The organism is Pseudomonas sp. PS1(2021), from assembly GCF_020405165.1.
In the GTDB taxonomy this organism is placed as follows: domain Bacteria; phylum Pseudomonadota; class Gammaproteobacteria; order Pseudomonadales; family Pseudomonadaceae; genus Pseudomonas; species Pseudomonas aeruginosa.
The window spans coordinates 4,319,786-4,336,607 of the sequence record NZ_CP084484.1 but is presented as its reverse complement, the minus strand read 5'-3'; the positions used below and the strand labels follow the sequence as shown (position 1 = coordinate 4,336,607).

Annotated in this window: 13 protein-coding genes and 1 pseudogene; 8 read left to right on the top strand and 6 right to left on the bottom strand. The window is 65.8% G+C overall.

Annotation, left to right across the window (positions count from 1 at the left end; all coding sequences use genetic code 11):
* Nucleotides 1-30 precede the first annotated feature (30 nt).
* Entirely contained in the window at nt 31-942 is a 912-nt protein-coding gene (gene lpxC, locus LE197_RS20770) for a UDP-3-O-acyl-N-acetylglucosamine deacetylase (RefSeq protein ID WP_003094111.1), read from the top strand.
* A gap of 60 nt (nt 943-1,002) precedes the next feature.
* Here lpxC and LE197_RS20765 read toward each other — a convergent pair whose 3' ends face one another.
* Nucleotides 1,003-1,398 carry a DciA family protein gene (locus LE197_RS20765; protein WP_003120896.1) on the bottom strand — a complete coding sequence of 132 codons (396 nt, stop codon included), beginning with the start codon at nt 1,396-1,398 and terminating at the stop codon, nt 1,003-1,005.
* A 146-nt stretch (nt 1,399-1,544) separates the two neighbouring features.
* Between LE197_RS20765 and LE197_RS20760 the strand changes: the two genes are divergently transcribed.
* From LE197_RS20760 to LE197_RS20740, 5 genes and pseudogenes are all read left to right on the top strand, one after another.
* Nucleotides 1,545-2,468: a M23 family metallopeptidase gene (locus tag LE197_RS20760; protein ID WP_003094103.1), complete on the top strand. Its 924-nt coding sequence runs from the start codon at nt 1,545-1,547 to the stop codon at nt 2,466-2,468.
* A 133-nt stretch (nt 2,469-2,601) separates the two neighbouring features.
* Entirely contained in the window at nt 2,602-5,352 is a 2,751-nt protein-coding gene (gene secA / locus LE197_RS20755; protein ID WP_003110155.1) for a preprotein translocase subunit SecA, read from the top strand.
* Between the two features lie 146 nt (nt 5,353-5,498).
* Nucleotides 5,499-6,715: pseudogene (argJ, locus tag LE197_RS20750) on the top strand (bifunctional glutamate N-acetyltransferase/amino-acid acetyltransferase ArgJ).
* Nucleotides 6,716-6,835: 120 nt separating this feature from the next.
* Nucleotides 6,836-7,471 carry a glutathione S-transferase family protein gene (locus tag LE197_RS20745; RefSeq protein WP_003116203.1) on the top strand — a complete coding sequence of 212 codons (636 nt, stop codon included), beginning with the start codon at nt 6,836-6,838 and terminating at the stop codon, nt 7,469-7,471.
* Nucleotides 7,472-7,524: 53 nt separating this feature from the next.
* Entirely contained in the window at nt 7,525-8,472 is a 948-nt protein-coding gene (locus LE197_RS20740) for a Nudix family hydrolase (RefSeq protein ID WP_023108738.1), read from the top strand.
* A gap of 70 nt (nt 8,473-8,542) precedes the next feature.
* Here LE197_RS20740 and LE197_RS20735 read toward each other — a convergent pair whose 3' ends face one another.
* The 4 genes from LE197_RS20735 to LE197_RS20720 are packed head-to-tail and all read right to left on the bottom strand — an operon-like array spanning nt 8,543 to nt 13,321.
* A complete protein-coding gene (locus LE197_RS20735; protein ID WP_003106516.1) occupies nt 8,543-9,121 on the bottom strand; it encodes a cob(I)yrinic acid a,c-diamide adenosyltransferase in 579 nt (192 codons plus the stop codon).
* Nucleotides 9,122-9,125: 4 nt separating this feature from the next.
* Entirely contained in the window at nt 9,126-11,222 is a 2,097-nt protein-coding gene (locus LE197_RS20730) for a sensor histidine kinase (protein WP_003106517.1), read from the bottom strand.
* Between the two features lie 50 nt (nt 11,223-11,272).
* A complete protein-coding gene (locus tag LE197_RS20725) occupies nt 11,273-12,184 on the bottom strand; it encodes a putative 2-dehydropantoate 2-reductase (protein WP_003110160.1) in 912 nt (303 codons plus the stop codon).
* 36 nt (nt 12,185-12,220) lie between these two features.
* Nucleotides 12,221-13,321 carry a response regulator gene (locus LE197_RS20720; protein ID WP_003106524.1) on the bottom strand — a complete coding sequence of 367 codons (1,101 nt, stop codon included), beginning with the start codon at nt 13,319-13,321 and terminating at the stop codon, nt 12,221-12,223.
* Between the two features lie 103 nt (nt 13,322-13,424).
* Here LE197_RS20720 and LE197_RS20715 point away from each other — a divergent pair, with 103 nt between their 5' ends.
* A complete protein-coding gene (locus LE197_RS20715; RefSeq protein WP_003106526.1) occupies nt 13,425-13,904 on the top strand; it encodes a YajQ family cyclic di-GMP-binding protein in 480 nt (159 codons plus the stop codon).
* A 232-nt stretch (nt 13,905-14,136) separates the two neighbouring features.
* The gene (locus LE197_RS20710; RefSeq protein WP_003094078.1) at nt 14,137-14,973 is read left to right on the top strand and encodes a mechanosensitive ion channel family protein; all 837 of its coding nucleotides are present in this window, start codon (nt 14,137-14,139) and stop codon (nt 14,971-14,973) included.
* Between the two features lie 55 nt (nt 14,974-15,028).
* Here LE197_RS20710 and ampG read toward each other — a convergent pair whose 3' ends face one another.
* Complete coding sequence (gene ampG / locus LE197_RS20705) at nt 15,029-16,813, bottom strand: MFS transporter AmpG (protein WP_003094076.1); 1,785 nt, start codon at nt 16,811-16,813, stop codon at nt 15,029-15,031.
* Nucleotides 16,814-16,822 lie beyond the last annotated feature (9 nt).

The window sequence follows — 16,822 nt, the reverse complement described above, 5'->3', positions numbered from 1 at the left end:
TTCGCAGTCAGCGCTTAAGCGGCCAAAGCCATGATCAAACAACGCACCTTGAAGAACATCATCCGGGCTACTGGCGTCGGTCTGCACTCGGGGGAAAAGGTTTACCTGACCCTGAAACCGGCGCCGGTGGACACCGGTATCGTGTTCTGCCGCACCGACCTGGATCCGGTCGTGGAAATCCCGGCCCGGGCCGAGAACGTCGGCGAAACCACCATGTCGACCACCCTGGTCAAGGGTGACGTCAAAGTGGATACGGTGGAGCACCTGCTCTCGGCCATGGCCGGCCTGGGTATCGACAACGCCTACGTCGAGCTGTCCGCTTCGGAAGTGCCGATCATGGATGGCAGCGCTGGTCCGTTCGTATTCCTGATCCAGTCCGCCGGATTGCAAGAGCAGGAAGCTGCCAAGAAGTTCATCCGCATCAAGCGCGAAGTCAGCGTGGAAGAGGGCGACAAGCGCGCCGTCTTCGTTCCGTTCGACGGCTTCAAGGTCAGCTTCGAGATCGATTTCGATCATCCGGTCTTCCGTGGTCGCACCCAGCAGGCCTCGGTCGATTTCTCCAGTACTTCCTTCGTCAAGGAGGTCAGCCGCGCCCGTACCTTCGGGTTCATGCGCGACATCGAGTACCTGCGTTCGCAGAACCTGGCACTCGGCGGTAGCGTGGAGAACGCGATCGTGGTCGACGAGAACCGCGTGCTCAACGAAGACGGCCTGCGTTACGAGGACGAGTTCGTCAAGCACAAGATCCTGGATGCCATCGGCGACCTGTATCTGCTCGGCAACAGTCTTATCGGCGAGTTCCGTGGCTTCAAGTCCGGCCATGCCCTGAACAACCAACTGCTGCGTACGTTGATCGCAGACAAGGATGCTTGGGAAGTGGTGACCTTCGAAGACGCGCGTACCGCGCCTATTTCCTATATGCGCCCGGCGGCGGCAGTGTAGGAAAACTCTCCTTTCCATATTTGGAGGCCACCTCAGGGTGGCCTCTTTTTATTTCGGGATTTATTCTTGCCGGCTTTTCTCGGCGCGGCTTGCCAGCCGCTCGAGCGCTTCCCGCAGGCGTGGATTGCCGACGATCTCGGCGGATTCGCGAAGGTTTTCCGCCGCGACGGCAGACAGGGTCAAGCTGCGACGTGCCGCACGTTGTGTGGACGTGGTGGGTTGCACCTTGAAAAGGATTTTCGCTAAGTTCGCGAATTCTTCGAAAGCCTGCAGCTGCCGCTGCAGGCGCCGCTGCTGATAGCGCAGGCGTGTGGCCCAGTGGCCATCGGTGACGATCAGCAGCAGGCAACCGCCGCGCCACGAAGCCACATGGCAGTACGGGCGCGCCGCCGGTTGCAACTGGCTTTCCAGCAGTTGCTGCAGGCGGCAGATACGCTGGGCTTCGGCGAACAGCATCTGCAGCGGCCTGGCCTGGCGCAGCAACTGGGTCGATGCCTGGGCGGGCAAGGGACGAAAAGACATGGCGGGAAGCCTGGGGGTTACTGAGTCGGAATGGTAGCAGAAAGTGTTTCGCTACTGCCGGCCCGTATGAAGGATAAGTCATGCACATCATTTTTCTGAGCCGGCACCATGGGGCCGCTCGCTCCGTCCATCTGCAGCCGCGGTTGCTGATGCTGGCCGGGGCCTGCGTGGTCGGTGCCAGCCTGTTGGCCGGGGGCTTCATGGGCGCCTGGCTGTTCCGCGCGCCGGCTCCGGTGGCCGGCATCGAAGTCGATGCCGCGCTGCAGGCGCAGAGCGCCGAGATCAGCAGCGCCCGCGAGGACGCGCAGCGGCAGATGGACGCACTGAGCGTGCATCTCGGCGAACTGCAGGCGCGCCTGGTTCGGCTGGATGCCCTCGGCGAACGTCTCACCGAGCTGGCCGACGTCGACCCCGACGAGTTCGACTTCTCCCTGAGCGTCGGCCAGGGTGGCGTCGACGAACCGCTGGAGGGCAGCGCCTATGCCCCGCCGTCGTTCATGGCGACGCTGGACGAACTGGCGGCACGCCTGGATACCCGCGAGCAGCAGCTCGAGGTGCTGGAGCAACTGCTCGCCGACAAGCACATCAGCCAGTCGACCTACCTGGCCGGCCAGCCGGTGCGCCAGGGCTACATCTCCTCGCCGTTCGGGCGCCGGGTCAATCCGGTGAGCGGCCGCCTGAGCATGCACAAGGGCATCGACTTCGCCGCGCCGGCCGGCAGCGACGTGGTGGCCGTGGCGGCGGGGGTGGTGACCTGGTCCGGGCGCAAGAACGGCTATGGCAACGTGGTCGAGGTCGGGCACGCCGATGGCTACACCACGTTGTATGCCCATAACCAGAAGAACCTGGTCGAGGTCGGTGACCTGGTCAAGCGCGGCCAGGTGCTGGCCAAGGTCGGCAGCACCGGACGCTCCACCGGCTACCACGTACATTTCGAAGTGATGAAGGATGGCCGGGTAATGAATCCGCAAAGCTTCATCGCACGCGCGTCTGTTTCCGAGTGAGCGACGCGCATTGATCTGCTGTACTTTTCTCATACCCGTTTCCGGGTAGAATGTTCCCTTTCATGCCGTTGATCGGCACGGGCCGCCGGATGGGTGAGCCTTCCATTCCCCACGTGTGGATGACCAAGTCGATATGTTTGCGCCTTTGTTGAAGAAACTCTTTGGAAGCAAGAACGAGCGTGATGTAAAGCGCATGGCCAAGGCTGTACAGGCCATCAATGCGCTCGAGCCCCAGATGGTGGCGCTCTCCGACGAGCAGTTGAAGGCGAAAACGGCTGAATTCCAGCAGCGCTACGCCAAGGGCGAAACGCTCGACCAATTGCTGCCCGAAGCCTTCGCCGTGGTTCGCGAGGCTGGCAAGCGGGTGATGGGCATGCGCCACTTCGACGTCCAGCTGATCGGTGGCATGACCCTGCACGACGGCAAGATCGCCGAAATGCGTACCGGCGAGGGCAAGACCCTGGTGGGCACCCTGCCGGTCTACCTCAACGCGCTGTCCGGCAAGGGCGTGCACGTGGTCACGGTGAACGACTACCTGGCGCGCCGCGACGCCAACTGGATGCGCCCGCTGTACGAGTTCCTCGGCCTCAGCGTCGGCGTGGTCACTCCCTTCCAGCCGCCGGAAGACAAGCGCGCCGCCTACGCCGCCGACATCACCTACGGCACCAACAACGAATTCGGCTTCGATTACCTGCGCGACAACATGGCCTTCAGCCTGGACGACAAGTTCCAGCGCGAGCTGAACTTCGCCGTGGTCGACGAAGTGGACTCGATCCTCATCGACGAGGCGCGTACCCCGCTGATCATCTCCGGCCAGGCCGAAGACAGCTCCGAGCTGTACATCAAGATCAACAAGCTGATCCCGCGTCTCAAGCGCCAGGTCGAAGAGGTCGAGGGCAAGCCGACCGAGGAAGGCCACTACAGCATCGACGAGAAGACCCGCCAGGTCGAACTCAACGAGCAGGGCCACCAGTTCATCGAGGACCTGCTGAGCCAGAACGGCCTGCTCGGCGAAGGCGAGAGCCTCTACTCGGCGCACAACCTGAGCCTGCTGACCCACGTTTACGCAGCGCTGCGCGCGCACACCCTGTTCCACCGCAACGTCGAGTACATCGTCCAGGGCGACCAGATCCTCCTGATCGACGAGCACACCGGCCGCACCATGCCTGGCCGTCGCCTGTCCGAGGGCTTGCACCAGGCCATCGAGGCGAAGGAAGGCCTGCCGATCCAGGCCGAGAGCCAGACCCTGGCCTCCACCACCTTCCAGAACTATTTCCGCCTGTACAACAAGCTGGCCGGCATGACCGGCACCGCCGATACCGAGGCCTTCGAGTTCCGCCAGATCTACGGTCTCGACGTGGTGGTGATCCCGACCCACCGGCCGATCGCGCGCAAGGACTTCAACGACCTGGTCTACCTGACCCAGGAAGAGAAGTACGCGGCGATCATCACCGACATCAAGCAGTGCCAGGCCCTCGGCCGGCCGATCCTGGTCGGCACCGCGTCGATCGAGAGTTCCGAGTACGTTTCCAAGCTGTTGCAAGAGGCAGGCATCGAGCACAAGGTGCTCAACGCCAAGTACCACGAGAAGGAAGCCGAGATCATCGCCCAGGCTGGCGCGCCCGGTTCGGTGACCATCGCCACCAACATGGCCGGCCGCGGTACCGACATCCTCCTCGGTGGCAACTGGGAAGTCGAAGTCGCGGCCCTGGAGAACCCCACCGAGGAGCAGATCGCCCAGATCAAGGCTGAATGGCAGAAGCGCCACCAGCAGGTGATCGAGGCGGGCGGCCTGCACGTGATCGCTTCCGAGCGCCACGAATCCCGCCGGATCGACAACCAGTTGCGCGGCCGCGCCGGTCGTCAGGGTGACCCGGGTTCCAGCCGCTTCTACCTGTCGCTGGAAGACAACCTAATGCGGATCTTCGCCTCCGACCGGGTGAAGAACTTCATGAAGGCGCTGGGCATGCAGTCCGGCGAGGCGATCGAGCACCGCATGGTGACCAACGCCATCGAGAAGGCCCAGCGCAAGGTCGAAGGGCGCAACTTCGACATCCGCAAGCAACTGCTGGAATTCGATGACGTAGCCAACGAGCAGCGCAAGGTGATCTACCACATGCGCAACACCCTGCTGTCGGCAGAGGACGTGGGCGAGACCATCAAGGAGTTCCGCGAGGAAACCCTCAGCGCCACTATCAACCAGCACATTCCGCCGCAGTCGCTGCCCGAGCAGTGGGACATCGAAGGCCTGGAGGCCGCGCTGTACAGCGACTTCGCCGTACGCCTGCCGATCCAGCAGTGGCTGGACGAAGACGACAAGCTGTACGAGGAAACCCTGCGTAGCAAGATCCTCGAGCAGATCGTCGCCGCCTACTACGAGAAGGAAGAGCTGGCCGGCGCCGAAGCCCTGCGCGCCTTCGAGAAGCAGATGCTGCTGCGGGTACTGGACGACCTGTGGAAGGACCACCTGTCGACCATGGACCACCTGCGGCACGGCATCCACCTGCGTGGCTACGCGCAGAAGAATCCGAAGCAGGAATACAAGCGCGAGTCCTTCACCCTGTTCCAGGAGCTGCTGGACTCGATCAAGCGCGACACCATCCGCGTGCTGTCCCACGTCCAGGTCCGTCGCGAAGACCCGGCCGAAGAGGAGGCCCGCCTGCGTCGCGAGGCCGAGGAACTGGCCAAGCGCATGCAGTTCCAGCACGCCGAGGCTCCCTCGATGGAGCAGGCCGTGGCCGGCGAGGAAGAAGCGCTTCCCGAGGGCCCGGCTCCGGTCGTGCCGCTCGAGCCTGTGCGCAACGAGCAGAAGATCGGCCGCAACGAGCCTTGCCCGTGCGGTTCCGGCAAGAAATACAAGCACTGCCACGGGCAGCTGGACTAAGCTTCCCGCCTGGTTCACCAACGCCGCGACCGGTCCTGCCGCTCGCGGCGTTTGTTCGAATTGGCGCCAGCCCGGCGCCGATGCGTTTTCCGTCACGCCGTCGCAGACGGCATCGAGTCCACTGTTTGGTAAAGGAGCGCGTTCCCATGGCTGTCGGTCTTGGCCCCTGTCCACCCTGCACCCGGTCCCCGGTTTCGAACTCGGCATCGCTTCCGCCGGCATCAAGCGACCGGGGCGCAAAGACGTGGTGGTCATGCGCTGCGCCGAAGGCTCCAGCGTGGCCGGGGTGTTCACCCTGAACGCGTTCTGTGCCGCGCCGGTGACCCTGGCCAAGCAGCGTTTCCTCGGTGAGGTGCGCTACCTGCTGACCAATACCGGCAACGCCAACGCCGGTACCGGCGAGGCCGGCCTCGCCGCCGCCGCGCAAACCTGCGCCAAGCTCGCCGAACTGGCCGGGGTCGCCGAGACTTCGGTGCTGCCATATTCCACCGGGGTGATCGGCGAGCCCCTGCCGGTGGCCAAGATCGAGGCGGCGTTGCCTGCGGCCCTGGCCGACCTGGCCGAGGACCGCTGGGCCGAAGCTGCCGCGGGGATCATGACCACCGATACCCTGCCCAAGGGCGCCAGCCGCCAGTTCGTGCACGATGGCGTGACCGTGACCGTCACCGGGATCAGCAAGGGCGCCGGGATGATCAAGCCGAACATGGCGACCATGCTCGGTTATATCGCCACTGACGCCAAGGTCGCCCAGGGCGTGCTGCAGGATCTGTTGCGCGACGCCGCCAACAAGTCCTTCAACCGCATCACCATCGACGGCGATACCTCCACCAACGACTGCTGCATGCTGATCGCCACCGGTCGCGCGGCGCTGCCGGAAGTCACCCAGGCCAGCGGCGCGCTGTTCGCCGCGTTAAAGCAAGCGGTACTGGAGGTTTCCATGGAGCTGGCCCAGGCCATCGTTCGCGATGGCGAGGGCGCGACCAAGTTCGTCACTGTTCAAGTCAACGGCGGCGCCACCCACCAGGAGTGCCTGGATGTCGGCTATGCCGTGGCCCACTCGCCGCTGATCAAGACCGCGCTGTTCGCCTCCGACCCGAACTGGGGACGCATCCTCGCCGCGGTCGGACGTGCCGGCGTGGCCAATCTGGACGTGAGCAAGATCGACGTGTTCCTTGGCGACGTCTGTATCGCCAGCCGTGGCGGCCGGGCGGCCAGTTACACCGAGGAGCAGGGCGCGGCGGTGATGGCCCAGGCCGAGATCGGCATCCGCATCGAACTGGGACGCGGCACCTGCAGCGAGACCATCTGGACCACCGACCTGTCCCACGAATACGTGAAGATCAACGCAGAGTACCGCACCTGAAGCCAGGCATTCCGATCCTTCATCGATGGATGAAAATCGGGAATTTGCCATCGGTCCGTGCGCCTCTTAAGTTCTCTGGTGCATGGCCGTCCGCGTCGGGCGGCCGAAGAGGAGAGGCGCATGGCCCTGACCATCGTGATTGGCAATCGTAATGACTCGTCCTGGTCGCTGCGGGGCTGGCTGGCCCTGCGCATGAGCGGGGCGGCGTTCGACGAGATCCTCGTCCCGCTGGGGCGGCCCGATACCCGGGAGCGGATCCTGCAATATTCGCCGACCGGCAAGGTGCCCTTGCTGAAAAGCGAGGATGGCGACATCTGGGATTCCCTGGCCATCGCCGAGTACCTCGCCGAGCGCTTCCCCGAGGCCCACCTGTGGCCGCGCGGCGAGGCGGCGCGGGCGCTGGCCCGTTCGGTCTGCGCGGAAATGCACAGCGGTTTCGCCGCGTTGCGCGGCGAGCTGCCGATGGACCTGCGGCGCCAGCAGCCATTGGTGGAATTGTCCGAGGCGACACGACAGGATATTCAACGTATCTGCGAAGCCTGGGCGGATTGCCGGCGGCGCTTCGGCCAGGACGGTCCGTTCCTGTTCGGCCACGCCAGCCTGGCGGATGCGTTCTACGCACCGGTGGCGGCGCGTTTCCGCAGTTATGCGGTGGAATTGCCGGATATCGCCCGGACCTATGTCGAGACGATTTATCAGTGGCCTGCGTTCCGCGCCTGGTACGACGCGGCATTGCGCGAGCAGGCCGGTAGTTGATGGCCGTCCGCCGCTTCCGGCGGTGCGTGACGGCAGTAGCGAGGAGATGATCCGTGAAACGAGTACATGTCGCCGCGGCCGTGATTCGTGGCTCCGATGGCCGGGTGCTGATCGCCCGGCGGCCGGAAGACAAGCATCAGGGCGGCCTGTGGGAGTTTCCCGGGGGCAAGGTGGAGGACGGCGAGCCGGTGCGCGCGGCGTTGGCCCGTGAGCTGGAAGAGGAACTGGGCATCCGTGTCGAGCGGGCCCGGCCGCTGATCCAGGTTCGCCACGACTATGCCGACAAGCACGTCCTGCTCGATGTCTGGGAGGTCGACGGGTTTTCCGGCGAAGCCCACGGCGTCGAGGGCCAACCGCTGGCCTGGGTGGAGCCGCGCGAGCTGGCGGACTACGAGTTCCCCGCCGCCAACGCGCCGATCGTCCAGGCCGCGCGCCTGCCGGCGCACTATCTGATCACCCCGGACGGCCTGGAGCCGGGCGAGCTGATCAGCGGCGTACGCAAGGCGGTGGAGGCGGGCATCCGCCTCATCCAGTTGCGCGCGCCGAACATGTTCAGTCCCGAATACCGCGATCTCGCCATCGATATCCAGGGACTCTGCGCCGGCAAGGCGCAACTGATGCTGAAAGGCCCGCTGGAGTGGCTGGGCGACTTCCCGGCTGCCGGTTGGCACCTGACCTCCGCTCAACTGCGCAAATACGCCAGCGCCGGTCGGCCGTTCCCCGAAGGGCGCCTGCTGGCCGCCTCCTGCCACGACGCGGAGGAACTGGCCCTGGCTGCCTCGATGGGAGTGGAGTTCGTCACCCTTTCGCCGGTACAGCCGACCGAGAGCCATCCCGGCGAGCCGGCGCTGGGTTGGGACAAGGCCGCCGAACTGATCGCCGGCTTCAACCAGCCGGTCTACCTGCTGGGTGGCCTCGGTCCGCAGCAAGCCGAGCAGGCTTGGGAGCATGGAGCCCAGGGCGTGGCGGGTATCCGTGCGTTCTGGCCGGGCGGCCTTTGACGGTGGAATGAAGAAAAAAGGAGGCTTCGGCCTCCTTTTTTTCGTCTCGATGCCGAGCCCTCGCTCGCCGTCAGTCCGGTTTTGCCGCCGCCTCCCAGAGAATCTCCGCCACGCCCTGGCGCCGGGCGATGGCGCGGGCGGCGACGAACAGCAGGTCGGAGAGCCGGTTCAGGTAGCACAGGCCGACGCCCTCCAGCGTTTCCTCCTGGTCCAGCGCCTGGCAGCGCCGTTCGGCACTGCGCGCCAGGCTGCGGCAGACATGGGCCTGGGCGACCAGGCGGGAACCGCCGGGGAGGATGAAATTCTTCAGCGGGCCCAGCTCGTCGTTCCAGCGGTCGATGCAGCTTTCCAGGCGTGCCACTTCCGTCTCGTCCAGGGCCCGATACTCCGGCATCGCCAGCTCCCCGCCGAGGTCGAACAGGCGGTGTTGCACCGGCGCCAGCGCCTGGACGATCTCCTCCAGGCCGGGATGTGCGCCACGCGCTTCCAGCAGCTCGGCAAGGAGCAGGCCCAACTGGCTGTTCAATTCGTCCACCGCGCCGATCGCCTCGATGCGTGGATGGCTCTTGGGCACCCGGCGTCCGCCGGCCAGGCCGGTCTCGCCGCGGTCGCCGGTACGGGTGTAGATCTTCGACAATCGATTGCCCATGGATTCAACCTTCCTCTTCGTCGCCCCGCCGCAGGCTGCTACCGGGTTGCGGCAGAGCGGGCGGCAGGGCCTTGGCTTGTGCCGGGGCGACCGCTTCGGAGCTTTCCAGCGGCAGGCGGATGCTGAAGCAGGTGCCGCGGCCCAGTTCCGAGCGTACTTCCATCTGGCCCTTGTGATTGTTGGTGATGATGAAATACGAGACGGACAGGCCGAGACCGGTGCCCTGGCCGACTTCCTTGGTGGTGAAGAACGGCTCGAAGATACGCTTGCGCACCAGTTCGGGCATGCCGCTGCCGTTGTCTTCCACCTGGACTTCCGCCCAGGGCGGCGTCAGGCGCGTGCGCAGGACGATCCGGCCCTGTTCGCCTTCCTCTTCGTCGTCGCGCTGGTGGATGGCCTGGGCGGCGTTCTTCAGCAGGTTGAGCAGGACCTGCTCGACCTCGTTGGCGATCACCGGCACCGGGCCGAGGTTGGGGTCGAACTCGTGGACGATCTGCAACGACTTGAAGTCGAAGCCTTCGGCCAGGTCGAAGTCGTTACCGGCGATTTCCACCGCCTGTTCGAGCAGTGCGGGCAGTTCGCAAGCGGTCATCTGCCGGTGGCTGCGGCGGCTGAAGGCGAGCATGTGGGTGACGATCTTCGCTGCCCGCGAGCCGGCGTGCTGGATGCCTTCCAGCAGGCGCGGGATGTCGCGGCCGTCGAGGTAGTGATTGATGTCTTCCAGCGGCACTCCGACCTCGGCCGCCAGCTCGACGTTCTTCGCCAGCTCCGGGGACAGGCGCCGCTTGATGTTCTGCACGTTGTGCAGGATCGCGCCGAGCGGGTTGTTGATCTCGTGGGCCATGCCGGCGGCGAGGCTGCCGACCGAGAGCATCTTCTCCGATTGCACCATCACTTCTTCCAGGCTCAGCCGCTGGGTGATGTCGTCGATGCGGATCACCGCGCCGCGGCCGGTGCCGCCCATCAGCGGGTAGAAGGTCAGGGCGTAGTGGCGTGGCGTGTCGATCAGCGCCCAGGTGACCCGTTCGACACGCTCCACGCTGTGCTTCTCGGCAGCCCGGGTGAGCTGCGGAAGGAACGGCTTGAGCGAGGGAAAGGCGAGGAACACCGGCTGGTTGACCGCATCGTCCAGGCTGGTGCCGGAAAGCTGGCTGGCCTCCTGGTTCCACTGCGTGACGTAGAGTTGCTCGTCCACCGCGATCAGCGCCGAAGGCATGGAGTCGATGATGCTGTTGAGGTAGTGCTGGAAACCGGTGAGCTTCTTCTCGATCTTGCTGCGCACCTGCACTTCCAGTTCCAGCTTGCGGTTCGAGCGGCGGGTTTCCTCGGCCAGGCTCTGGGCCTGCTCGACCGCTTCCTGGGCATCGTCGCGGGCGCGCTTGAGCTGCTGCTCGCGGGCCTCGATGCGGGTCAGCATGGTGTTGAACGCGTCGGCCAGGCGGCCGATCTCGTCGCCGTTGCCGCGCTGGGCGCGGAGGGCGTAGTTCTCCTCGCGGGTGACCTGCCGCGACAGTTCCTCGAGATCGCGGATCGGCCGGGTGATCAGGCGGCGTATCTGCTGCGCCACCAGCAGCCAGAGCAGCACGCTGACGCCGAGGATCGCCAGGCTGGCGGTGAGGGTCCCGGTGTAGAACGCGCTCGGCAGTTCACCGCTGGCCACCAGCAGCAGGTAGCCGGGGCGGGCGTTTTCCTGGGGCAGTTCGATCAGCGCGTTGAGGCGGTACTCGCCGCGCCTCCAGTGCTCCAGGCGGTCCAGGCGGGCCGGCAGCTTGAGGGTGTCGCCGCGTTGCAGGTCGGCCAGCATCAGCCCATTGCTGTCGTACAGGGCCGCGGCGCGCAACGGCTGGTAATCGTTGAGCTGGCGCAGCAGGACCTCGGCGGTCTGCGGCGAACTGAGCGCCGGCTGGCTGAGCGCCGGGTTGGCGATCAGCCGGCCGATGGTCTGCATCGCCTGGGGGGCGACGCTCTCCTGGGAAATCCAGTAGGCGGCGCTGATGAACGCCAGGTTGGCCACCAGCAGCACGGTAGCCAGCAGGATCAGCAGGGCGGCGAGCAGTTTCTGCCCTACGGGCAGGTTGTCGAGGCGCTGGCGCAGGTTCATGGGCTCTGGCGGTCCGCGGCGAAAAGGAATGGCGGGCAGGGTAACGCGCTTTAGCGGTCGGGCAAACCGCGCTGGCGCAGATGGGCCTGGAGGCGGGCGAGCAAGGTTCCCAGGCGCGGCAGCGGTAGTCCCAGGCGCTGCCCGTGCTGGCAGGCGTAGCCGAGCAGGTAGCCGATTTCCGTGCGCCGGCCGCGGGTGACGTCCTGATGCATCGAGGAATAGTTGGCCGCGGTGGCGTCGATCACCGCCCGGACATCCTCCAGCAGGCTCCTGGCGGCGGCGTCGTAGCCGCTGGCGTGGAGCAACTGGCCGAGTTCGTCGCAAAGCGCGGCGATCTCTTCCGGGTGCTGCCGCAGGCCGCCGTTGCGGCAATCGTGGAGGACGGTCAGCGGGTTGATCGCGCAGTTCAGGGCCAGCTTGCGCCACAGCCGTTCGAGGATGTCGTCGCTCCAGCTGTGCGGGATCCCGGCCTGGGACAGCTGCGCCAGCCAGGCGGGGGCGCTTGTGTCGCGCGGATCGCCGAGCCAGGTGTGCCCCCGGCCGGCGAAGACCACGCGGAAATCGCCATCGCGGAACGCGCCTTCGGTGCTGGAGGCGAACAGGCAGCGGCTGCGCGGCAGGCGGGCGGCGACCGCCTGCTGGCTGCCCAGGCCGTTCTGCAGCAACAGCAGTTCGGCGTTGCCGGCCAGGCGATGGGCCACGCTGGAGGCGGCTTCCTCCGCGTCGTAGGCCTTGCAGGCCAGCAGCAGGCGCTGGATGGGTTGCCCGCCGTCCGGGGTTTCCGCGGCGATCGGGTAGAGGCTGGCCTGGCCGTCTTCCACCAGGCTCAGTCCGCCGGCCTGTTGGTAGCGGCGCAGGCGCTGGCGGTCGCGCAGGATCAGGCGGACGGGCAGGCCGGCGCGCCCGAGGCGCGCGGCCCAGAGGCTGCCGAGGCTACCGGCGCCGAGGATATGCCAGGTCATGGTGGCTACTGCGAATGGCTGACGATAGGGCGAAGTCTAGCGCAGTGCCGGTAGCCGGCAGGTTGCGATCCTGCCGCTGGCATAGGCATCGGGCAACAGGGCCTCGGTGCGCTGCAGCAGTTCGTCGATGCCCAGCGGCAATGCCCCGCTGTCGAGGCCGAGCATGGCGATGCCGGCTTTCAGGCTGATGAAGCCTTCGCTGGTCTTGAAGGCCTTCAGGTTGAGCCCGTCGTGCAGCCGCTTGAAGCTGCTCGATGAGCATTCGTGCAGGTCCTCCACCAGGGTGATCAGGGCGAAATGCTGCTCGTCCAGGCGCACCAGCACATCCAGCGGCCGGACCAGCTGTTGCAGGCGCCTGGCCACGCCGAGCAGCAGCTCGCGATGGAAGGCCTCGCCGTGCCGCTGGCGCAGGACCGGTGCCTCGGGCATGCCGACCAGCAGGTAGCACAACGCTCCACCGCGGGTTTCCACCTGGCGCAGGCTGTCGGCCAGCTTCTGTCGCAGGTAGCGGGGATTGCCGAGGCCGGTGAGGGTATCCACCAGGTTGCGTTCTTCCATCCGCGCGATGTTTTCGGTGAGCAGGCGGTTTTCCACCAGCAACCGTTGCAGGGTGTTGCACAGGCGGTCGGCTGCGTAGATGCGCGGCACCAGTTGCTCGTTCATCGCGGCCTTGCTGACGAAGTCGTCGACGCCGCGGTCGAAGGCCTCGCCGAGGACGTTCTCGCCTTCCTTGCCGGTGAGCAGGACGATGTAGGTGTAGTGGTTGATGCTTTCGTCCAGTTGGCGGACCCGGGCGGTCAGTTCCAGGCCGTCCATCTCCGGCATCAGCCAGTCGGCCAGGAGCACGCTGACCGGGCGTTGTTCGAGCTGCTGCAGGGCCTCGCTGGCGCTGCTGGCGAAGCGGATGTCCTGGTAGCCGGCCTGGCTGAGGGCGCGGCCGATCATGGCGCTGGAAAACTTGGCGTCGTCGACGACCAGGATGCTGAGATCGGGGTTGGGCATGAACGGACTCGAGAAGAGGATGGGCGCCGGTACGCTGCCGGCAAGGGCCCGGTTCGTCGCGGGAGGCCGGGTCCCGGCCGCGGTCGCGCGCGCCATCGGGAAGAAATCGTCGGTCTCCGCCACACCGGCGGGCATTCGCTCGCGAGGGCTCGGTTATAATGGGCGGGCATTTTTTACCGTCAAGCCAGGCGCGGTTCCGTCTGTGAACCCTGTCGCGCCGTCCATCTGGAGAGATGACATGCCTTCGTTCGACGTGGTGTCCGAACTGGACAAACACGAGTTGACCAACGCCGTGGACAACGCCATCAAGGAACTGGATCGCCGTTTCGACCTGAAAGGCAAATGCAGTTTCGAAGCCAAGGACAAGTCGGTGACCCTCACCGCCGAAGCCGATTTCATGCTCGAGCAGATGCTCGACATCCTGCGTTCCAACCTGGTCAAGCGCAAGGTCGACAGCCAGTGCATGGAGATCAAGGATGCCTACCCGTCGGGCAAGGTGGTCAAGCAGGACGTCAACTTCCGCGAGGGCATCGACAAGGACCTGGCGAAGAAGATCGTTGGTCTGATCAAGGAGCGCAAGCTCAAGGTCCAGGCCGCCATCCAGGGCGAGCAGGTGCGCGTCACCGGCAAGAAGCGTGACGATCTGCAGGAGGCCATCGCCCTGCTGCGCGGCGAATCCCTCGGCATGCCGCTGCAGTTCACCAACTTCCGCGATTGACGAGGTTTTTCGGAACCTCTCGCCATCCCGGGCATCGCAATAGGGAGTAGCGCCGCCGCGACCTCTCCCGCGTTGTCCGCCCCTGTCGGCGCAGCGTCGGTTCGTCCGCGCTGCGCCGATTCGTATCCAGGCCCGGAAACGTCGCCCCACGGCGTCCGGGCAGGAATCTGCAAGCCCGTCCCGTTTCCGTTGCGGAAGGGAGGGGTGTTTTTTCGAGAAATGGAGGTAATGCATGGAATTGAACTACGACCGACTGGTGCAGCAGACCGAGTCCTGGCTGCCGATCGTGCTGGAGTACAGCGGCAAGGTCGCCCTGGCGCTGCTGACCCTGGCGATCGGCTGGTGGCTGATCAACACCCTGACCGGCCGGGTCGGCGGCCTGCTCGCCAGGCGCAGCGTCGACCGCACCCTGCAAGGCTTCGTCGGCAGCCTGGTGAGCATCGTCCTGAAGATCCTGCTGGTGGTCAGCGTGGCTTCCATGATCGGCATCCAGACCACCAGCTTCGTCGCCGCCATCGGCGCCGCCGGCCTGGCCATCGGCCTGGCCCTGCAGGGCAGCCTGGCTAACTTCGCCGGCGGCGTGCTGATCCTGCTGTTCCGCCCGTTCAAGGTCGGCGACTGGATCGAGGCACAGGGCGTGGCCGGTACCGTGGATTCGATCCTGATCTTCCACACCGTGCTGCGTAGCGGCGACAACAAGCGGATCATCGTGCCCAACGGGGCGCTGTCCAACGGAACGGTGACCAACTACTCCGCCGAGCCGCTGCGCAAGGTGATCTTCGACGTCGGCATCGACTACGACGCCGATCTGAAGAATGCGCAGAACATTCTTCTGGCCATGGCCGACGATCCGCGGGTTCTGAAGGACCCGGCACCGGTGGCGGTGGTTTCCAATCTCGGCGAAAGCGCGATTACCCTGTCCCTGCGGGTCTGGGTGAAGAACGCCGACTACTGGGACGTGATGTTCATGTTCAACGAAAAGGCCCGCGACGCGCTGGGCAAGGAAGGTATCGGCATTCCCTTCCCGCAGCGGGTGGTCAAGGTTGTGCAGGGCGCGATGGCCGACTGAGGTCCGTGCGATCCACGAAAAAGGCCGGCGAATGCCGGCCTTTTTCATTCTCGCCTCAGTGCTGCTCGGCGTTCTGGTGGCCCGGCGCCGGCGTCTCGCTGGACGGCGCGCGGCGCAGCCACAACCAGCCGATCAGCAGCAGGGTGGGAATGCCCATCACCGCGGTGACGTAGAAGAAGTGCTCGTAGCCGAGGCTCTCGACCATGGTTCCGGAGTAGCCGCCGATGAAGCGCGGCAGCAGGAGCATGGTCGAGCTGAGCATGGCGTACTGGGTGGCGGAGAACTTCAGGTTGGTCAGGCTCGACAGGTAGGCGACGAAGGCCGAGGCGGCGAGGCCGCCGCTGAAGTTGTCGAGGGTGATGGTCATCACCAGCATCAGCACGTGCGGCTCGAGCGCCATCACCAGGCTGATCACGTCATGGCTGGGCAGGGCCTCGGCGTGCAGCGGGCCGAGCTGGGCGAGCATGGCGAACAGCAGGTTGGTGGCAGCCGAAGCGGCACCGCCGATGAACAGGATGGAGAGGATGCTGAAGCGGGCGATCAGCACCCCGCCGGCGGCGGCGCCGATCAGGGTCATGAGTACGCCGAAGACCTTGCTGACACTGGCGATGACTTCCTTGGAGAAGCCCATGTCGATGTAGAAGACCCCGGCCATCACCCCCATCACCGTGTCCGACAGGCGATAGGTGGAGATCAGGCCGAGCAGCAGCAGGGCCTGCCAGCGATAGCGCTGGACGAACTCGGTGATCGGCGTCAGCACCGGGGCCATCAGCAGGCGTCCGGGTGCCGACAGGCAGGACGCGGCGATCAGCAGGAACAGCGTGCCGCGCGGCCAGGCGCCGGAGTAGTAGGCGCGGCACATGGCGGTGACGGTGACGAGGAGGATGATCAGCACCATCACCGAGACCGCCTGGTGGACGAAATCGAACAGCGGCACTTCCTTGCCGCGCGCCGCCACCAGCAGCGGCCTGCGCACGGTGGCGAGCAGTTCGCGGACCGGGCGGATCTGCTGGCGTCCCCACGGCGACAGGCAGATCCCCATGAGCAGCGCGTAGAGGCCGGCGCGCGGCCAGGCGCGGTCGAGGAGGGCGGTGATCATCGCCGGCAGCGAGATCAGCAGGATCAGCAGCAGGAGCACCGAGAGCAGTTGGTGGTTGAAGTCGAAACGCGACGGGTTGACGTGGATCGGCACGTCCACCGCCGGCTCGCGGATCAGCAGGCTGGTGACCAGCCCAGGCAGGATCAGCAGGGCGAACAACGCATAGGTCAGGCCCCAGGCCGACTGGCTGTAGTTGAGGCTGGTGGAGCCGAACCATTCGGCGAGAATCAGCGCGCCGGCGCTGGCCAGCAGGATCGCCGCGCGGTAGCCGGTCATGTAGCAGGCAGCGAGGGCGGCCTGGCGGCTATCCTCGGCGATTTCCAGGCGGTAGGCGTCGATCGCGATGTCCTGGGTGGCGGAGGCGAACGCCACCAGCAGGGCCAGGCCGATCAGCCAGGGCAGGTGGCTCTGCGGATTGCACAGGGCCATGCCGAGCAGTCCCAGGGCGATCAGCACCTGCGAGAACACCAGCCAGGAACGGCGCCGGCCGAGACGGCCGACGAAGGGCAGGCGCCACTGGTCGAGCATCGGCGACCAGACCCACTTGAAGGCGTACACCAGCCCCAGCCAACTGGCGAAACCGATGGTATCCCGCGCCACGCCGGCTTCGCGCAGCCACACCGACAGGGTGTTGAACACCAGCATGGTCGGCAGGCCGGCGGCGAAGCCGAGCAGCAGGAGGGCCAGGCTGGCGGGAGACTTGTAGGCGACCAGGGCCTCTCGCCAGGATTGCTGAGTCATGGGGTAACC

Excerpts from the sequence above, each read along its gene's own strand:
- lpxC (WP_003094111.1), top strand. The coding sequence starts at position 31 with ATGATCAAACAACGCACCTTGAAGAACATCATCCGGGCTACTGGCGTC.
- LE197_RS20765 (WP_003120896.1), bottom strand. The coding sequence starts at position 1,398 with ATGCTGTTCGCCGAAGCCCAGCGTATCTGCCGCCTGCAGCAACTGCTG.
- LE197_RS20760 (WP_003094103.1), top strand. The coding sequence starts at position 1,545 with ATGCACATCATTTTTCTGAGCCGGCACCATGGGGCCGCTCGCTCCGTC.
- secA (WP_003110155.1), top strand. The coding sequence starts at position 2,602 with ATGTTTGCGCCTTTGTTGAAGAAACTCTTTGGAAGCAAGAACGAGCGT.
- LE197_RS20745 (WP_003116203.1), top strand. The coding sequence starts at position 6,836 with ATGGCCCTGACCATCGTGATTGGCAATCGTAATGACTCGTCCTGGTCG.
- LE197_RS20735 (WP_003106516.1), bottom strand. The coding sequence starts at position 9,121 with ATGGGCAATCGATTGTCGAAGATCTACACCCGTACCGGCGACCGCGGC.
- LE197_RS20730 (WP_003106517.1), bottom strand. The coding sequence starts at position 11,222 with ATGAACCTGCGCCAGCGCCTCGACAACCTGCCCGTAGGGCAGAAACTG.
- LE197_RS20725 (WP_003110160.1), bottom strand. The coding sequence starts at position 12,184 with ATGACCTGGCATATCCTCGGCGCCGGTAGCCTCGGCAGCCTCTGGGCC.
- LE197_RS20720 (WP_003106524.1), bottom strand. The coding sequence starts at position 13,321 with ATGCCCGCCGGTGTGGCGGAGACCGACGATTTCTTCCCGATGGCGCGC.
- LE197_RS20715 (WP_003106526.1), top strand. The coding sequence starts at position 13,425 with ATGCCTTCGTTCGACGTGGTGTCCGAACTGGACAAACACGAGTTGACC.
- LE197_RS20710 (WP_003094078.1), top strand. The coding sequence starts at position 14,137 with ATGGAATTGAACTACGACCGACTGGTGCAGCAGACCGAGTCCTGGCTG.
- ampG (WP_003094076.1), bottom strand. The coding sequence starts at position 16,813 with ATGACTCAGCAATCCTGGCGAGAGGCCCTGGTCGCCTACAAGTCTCCC.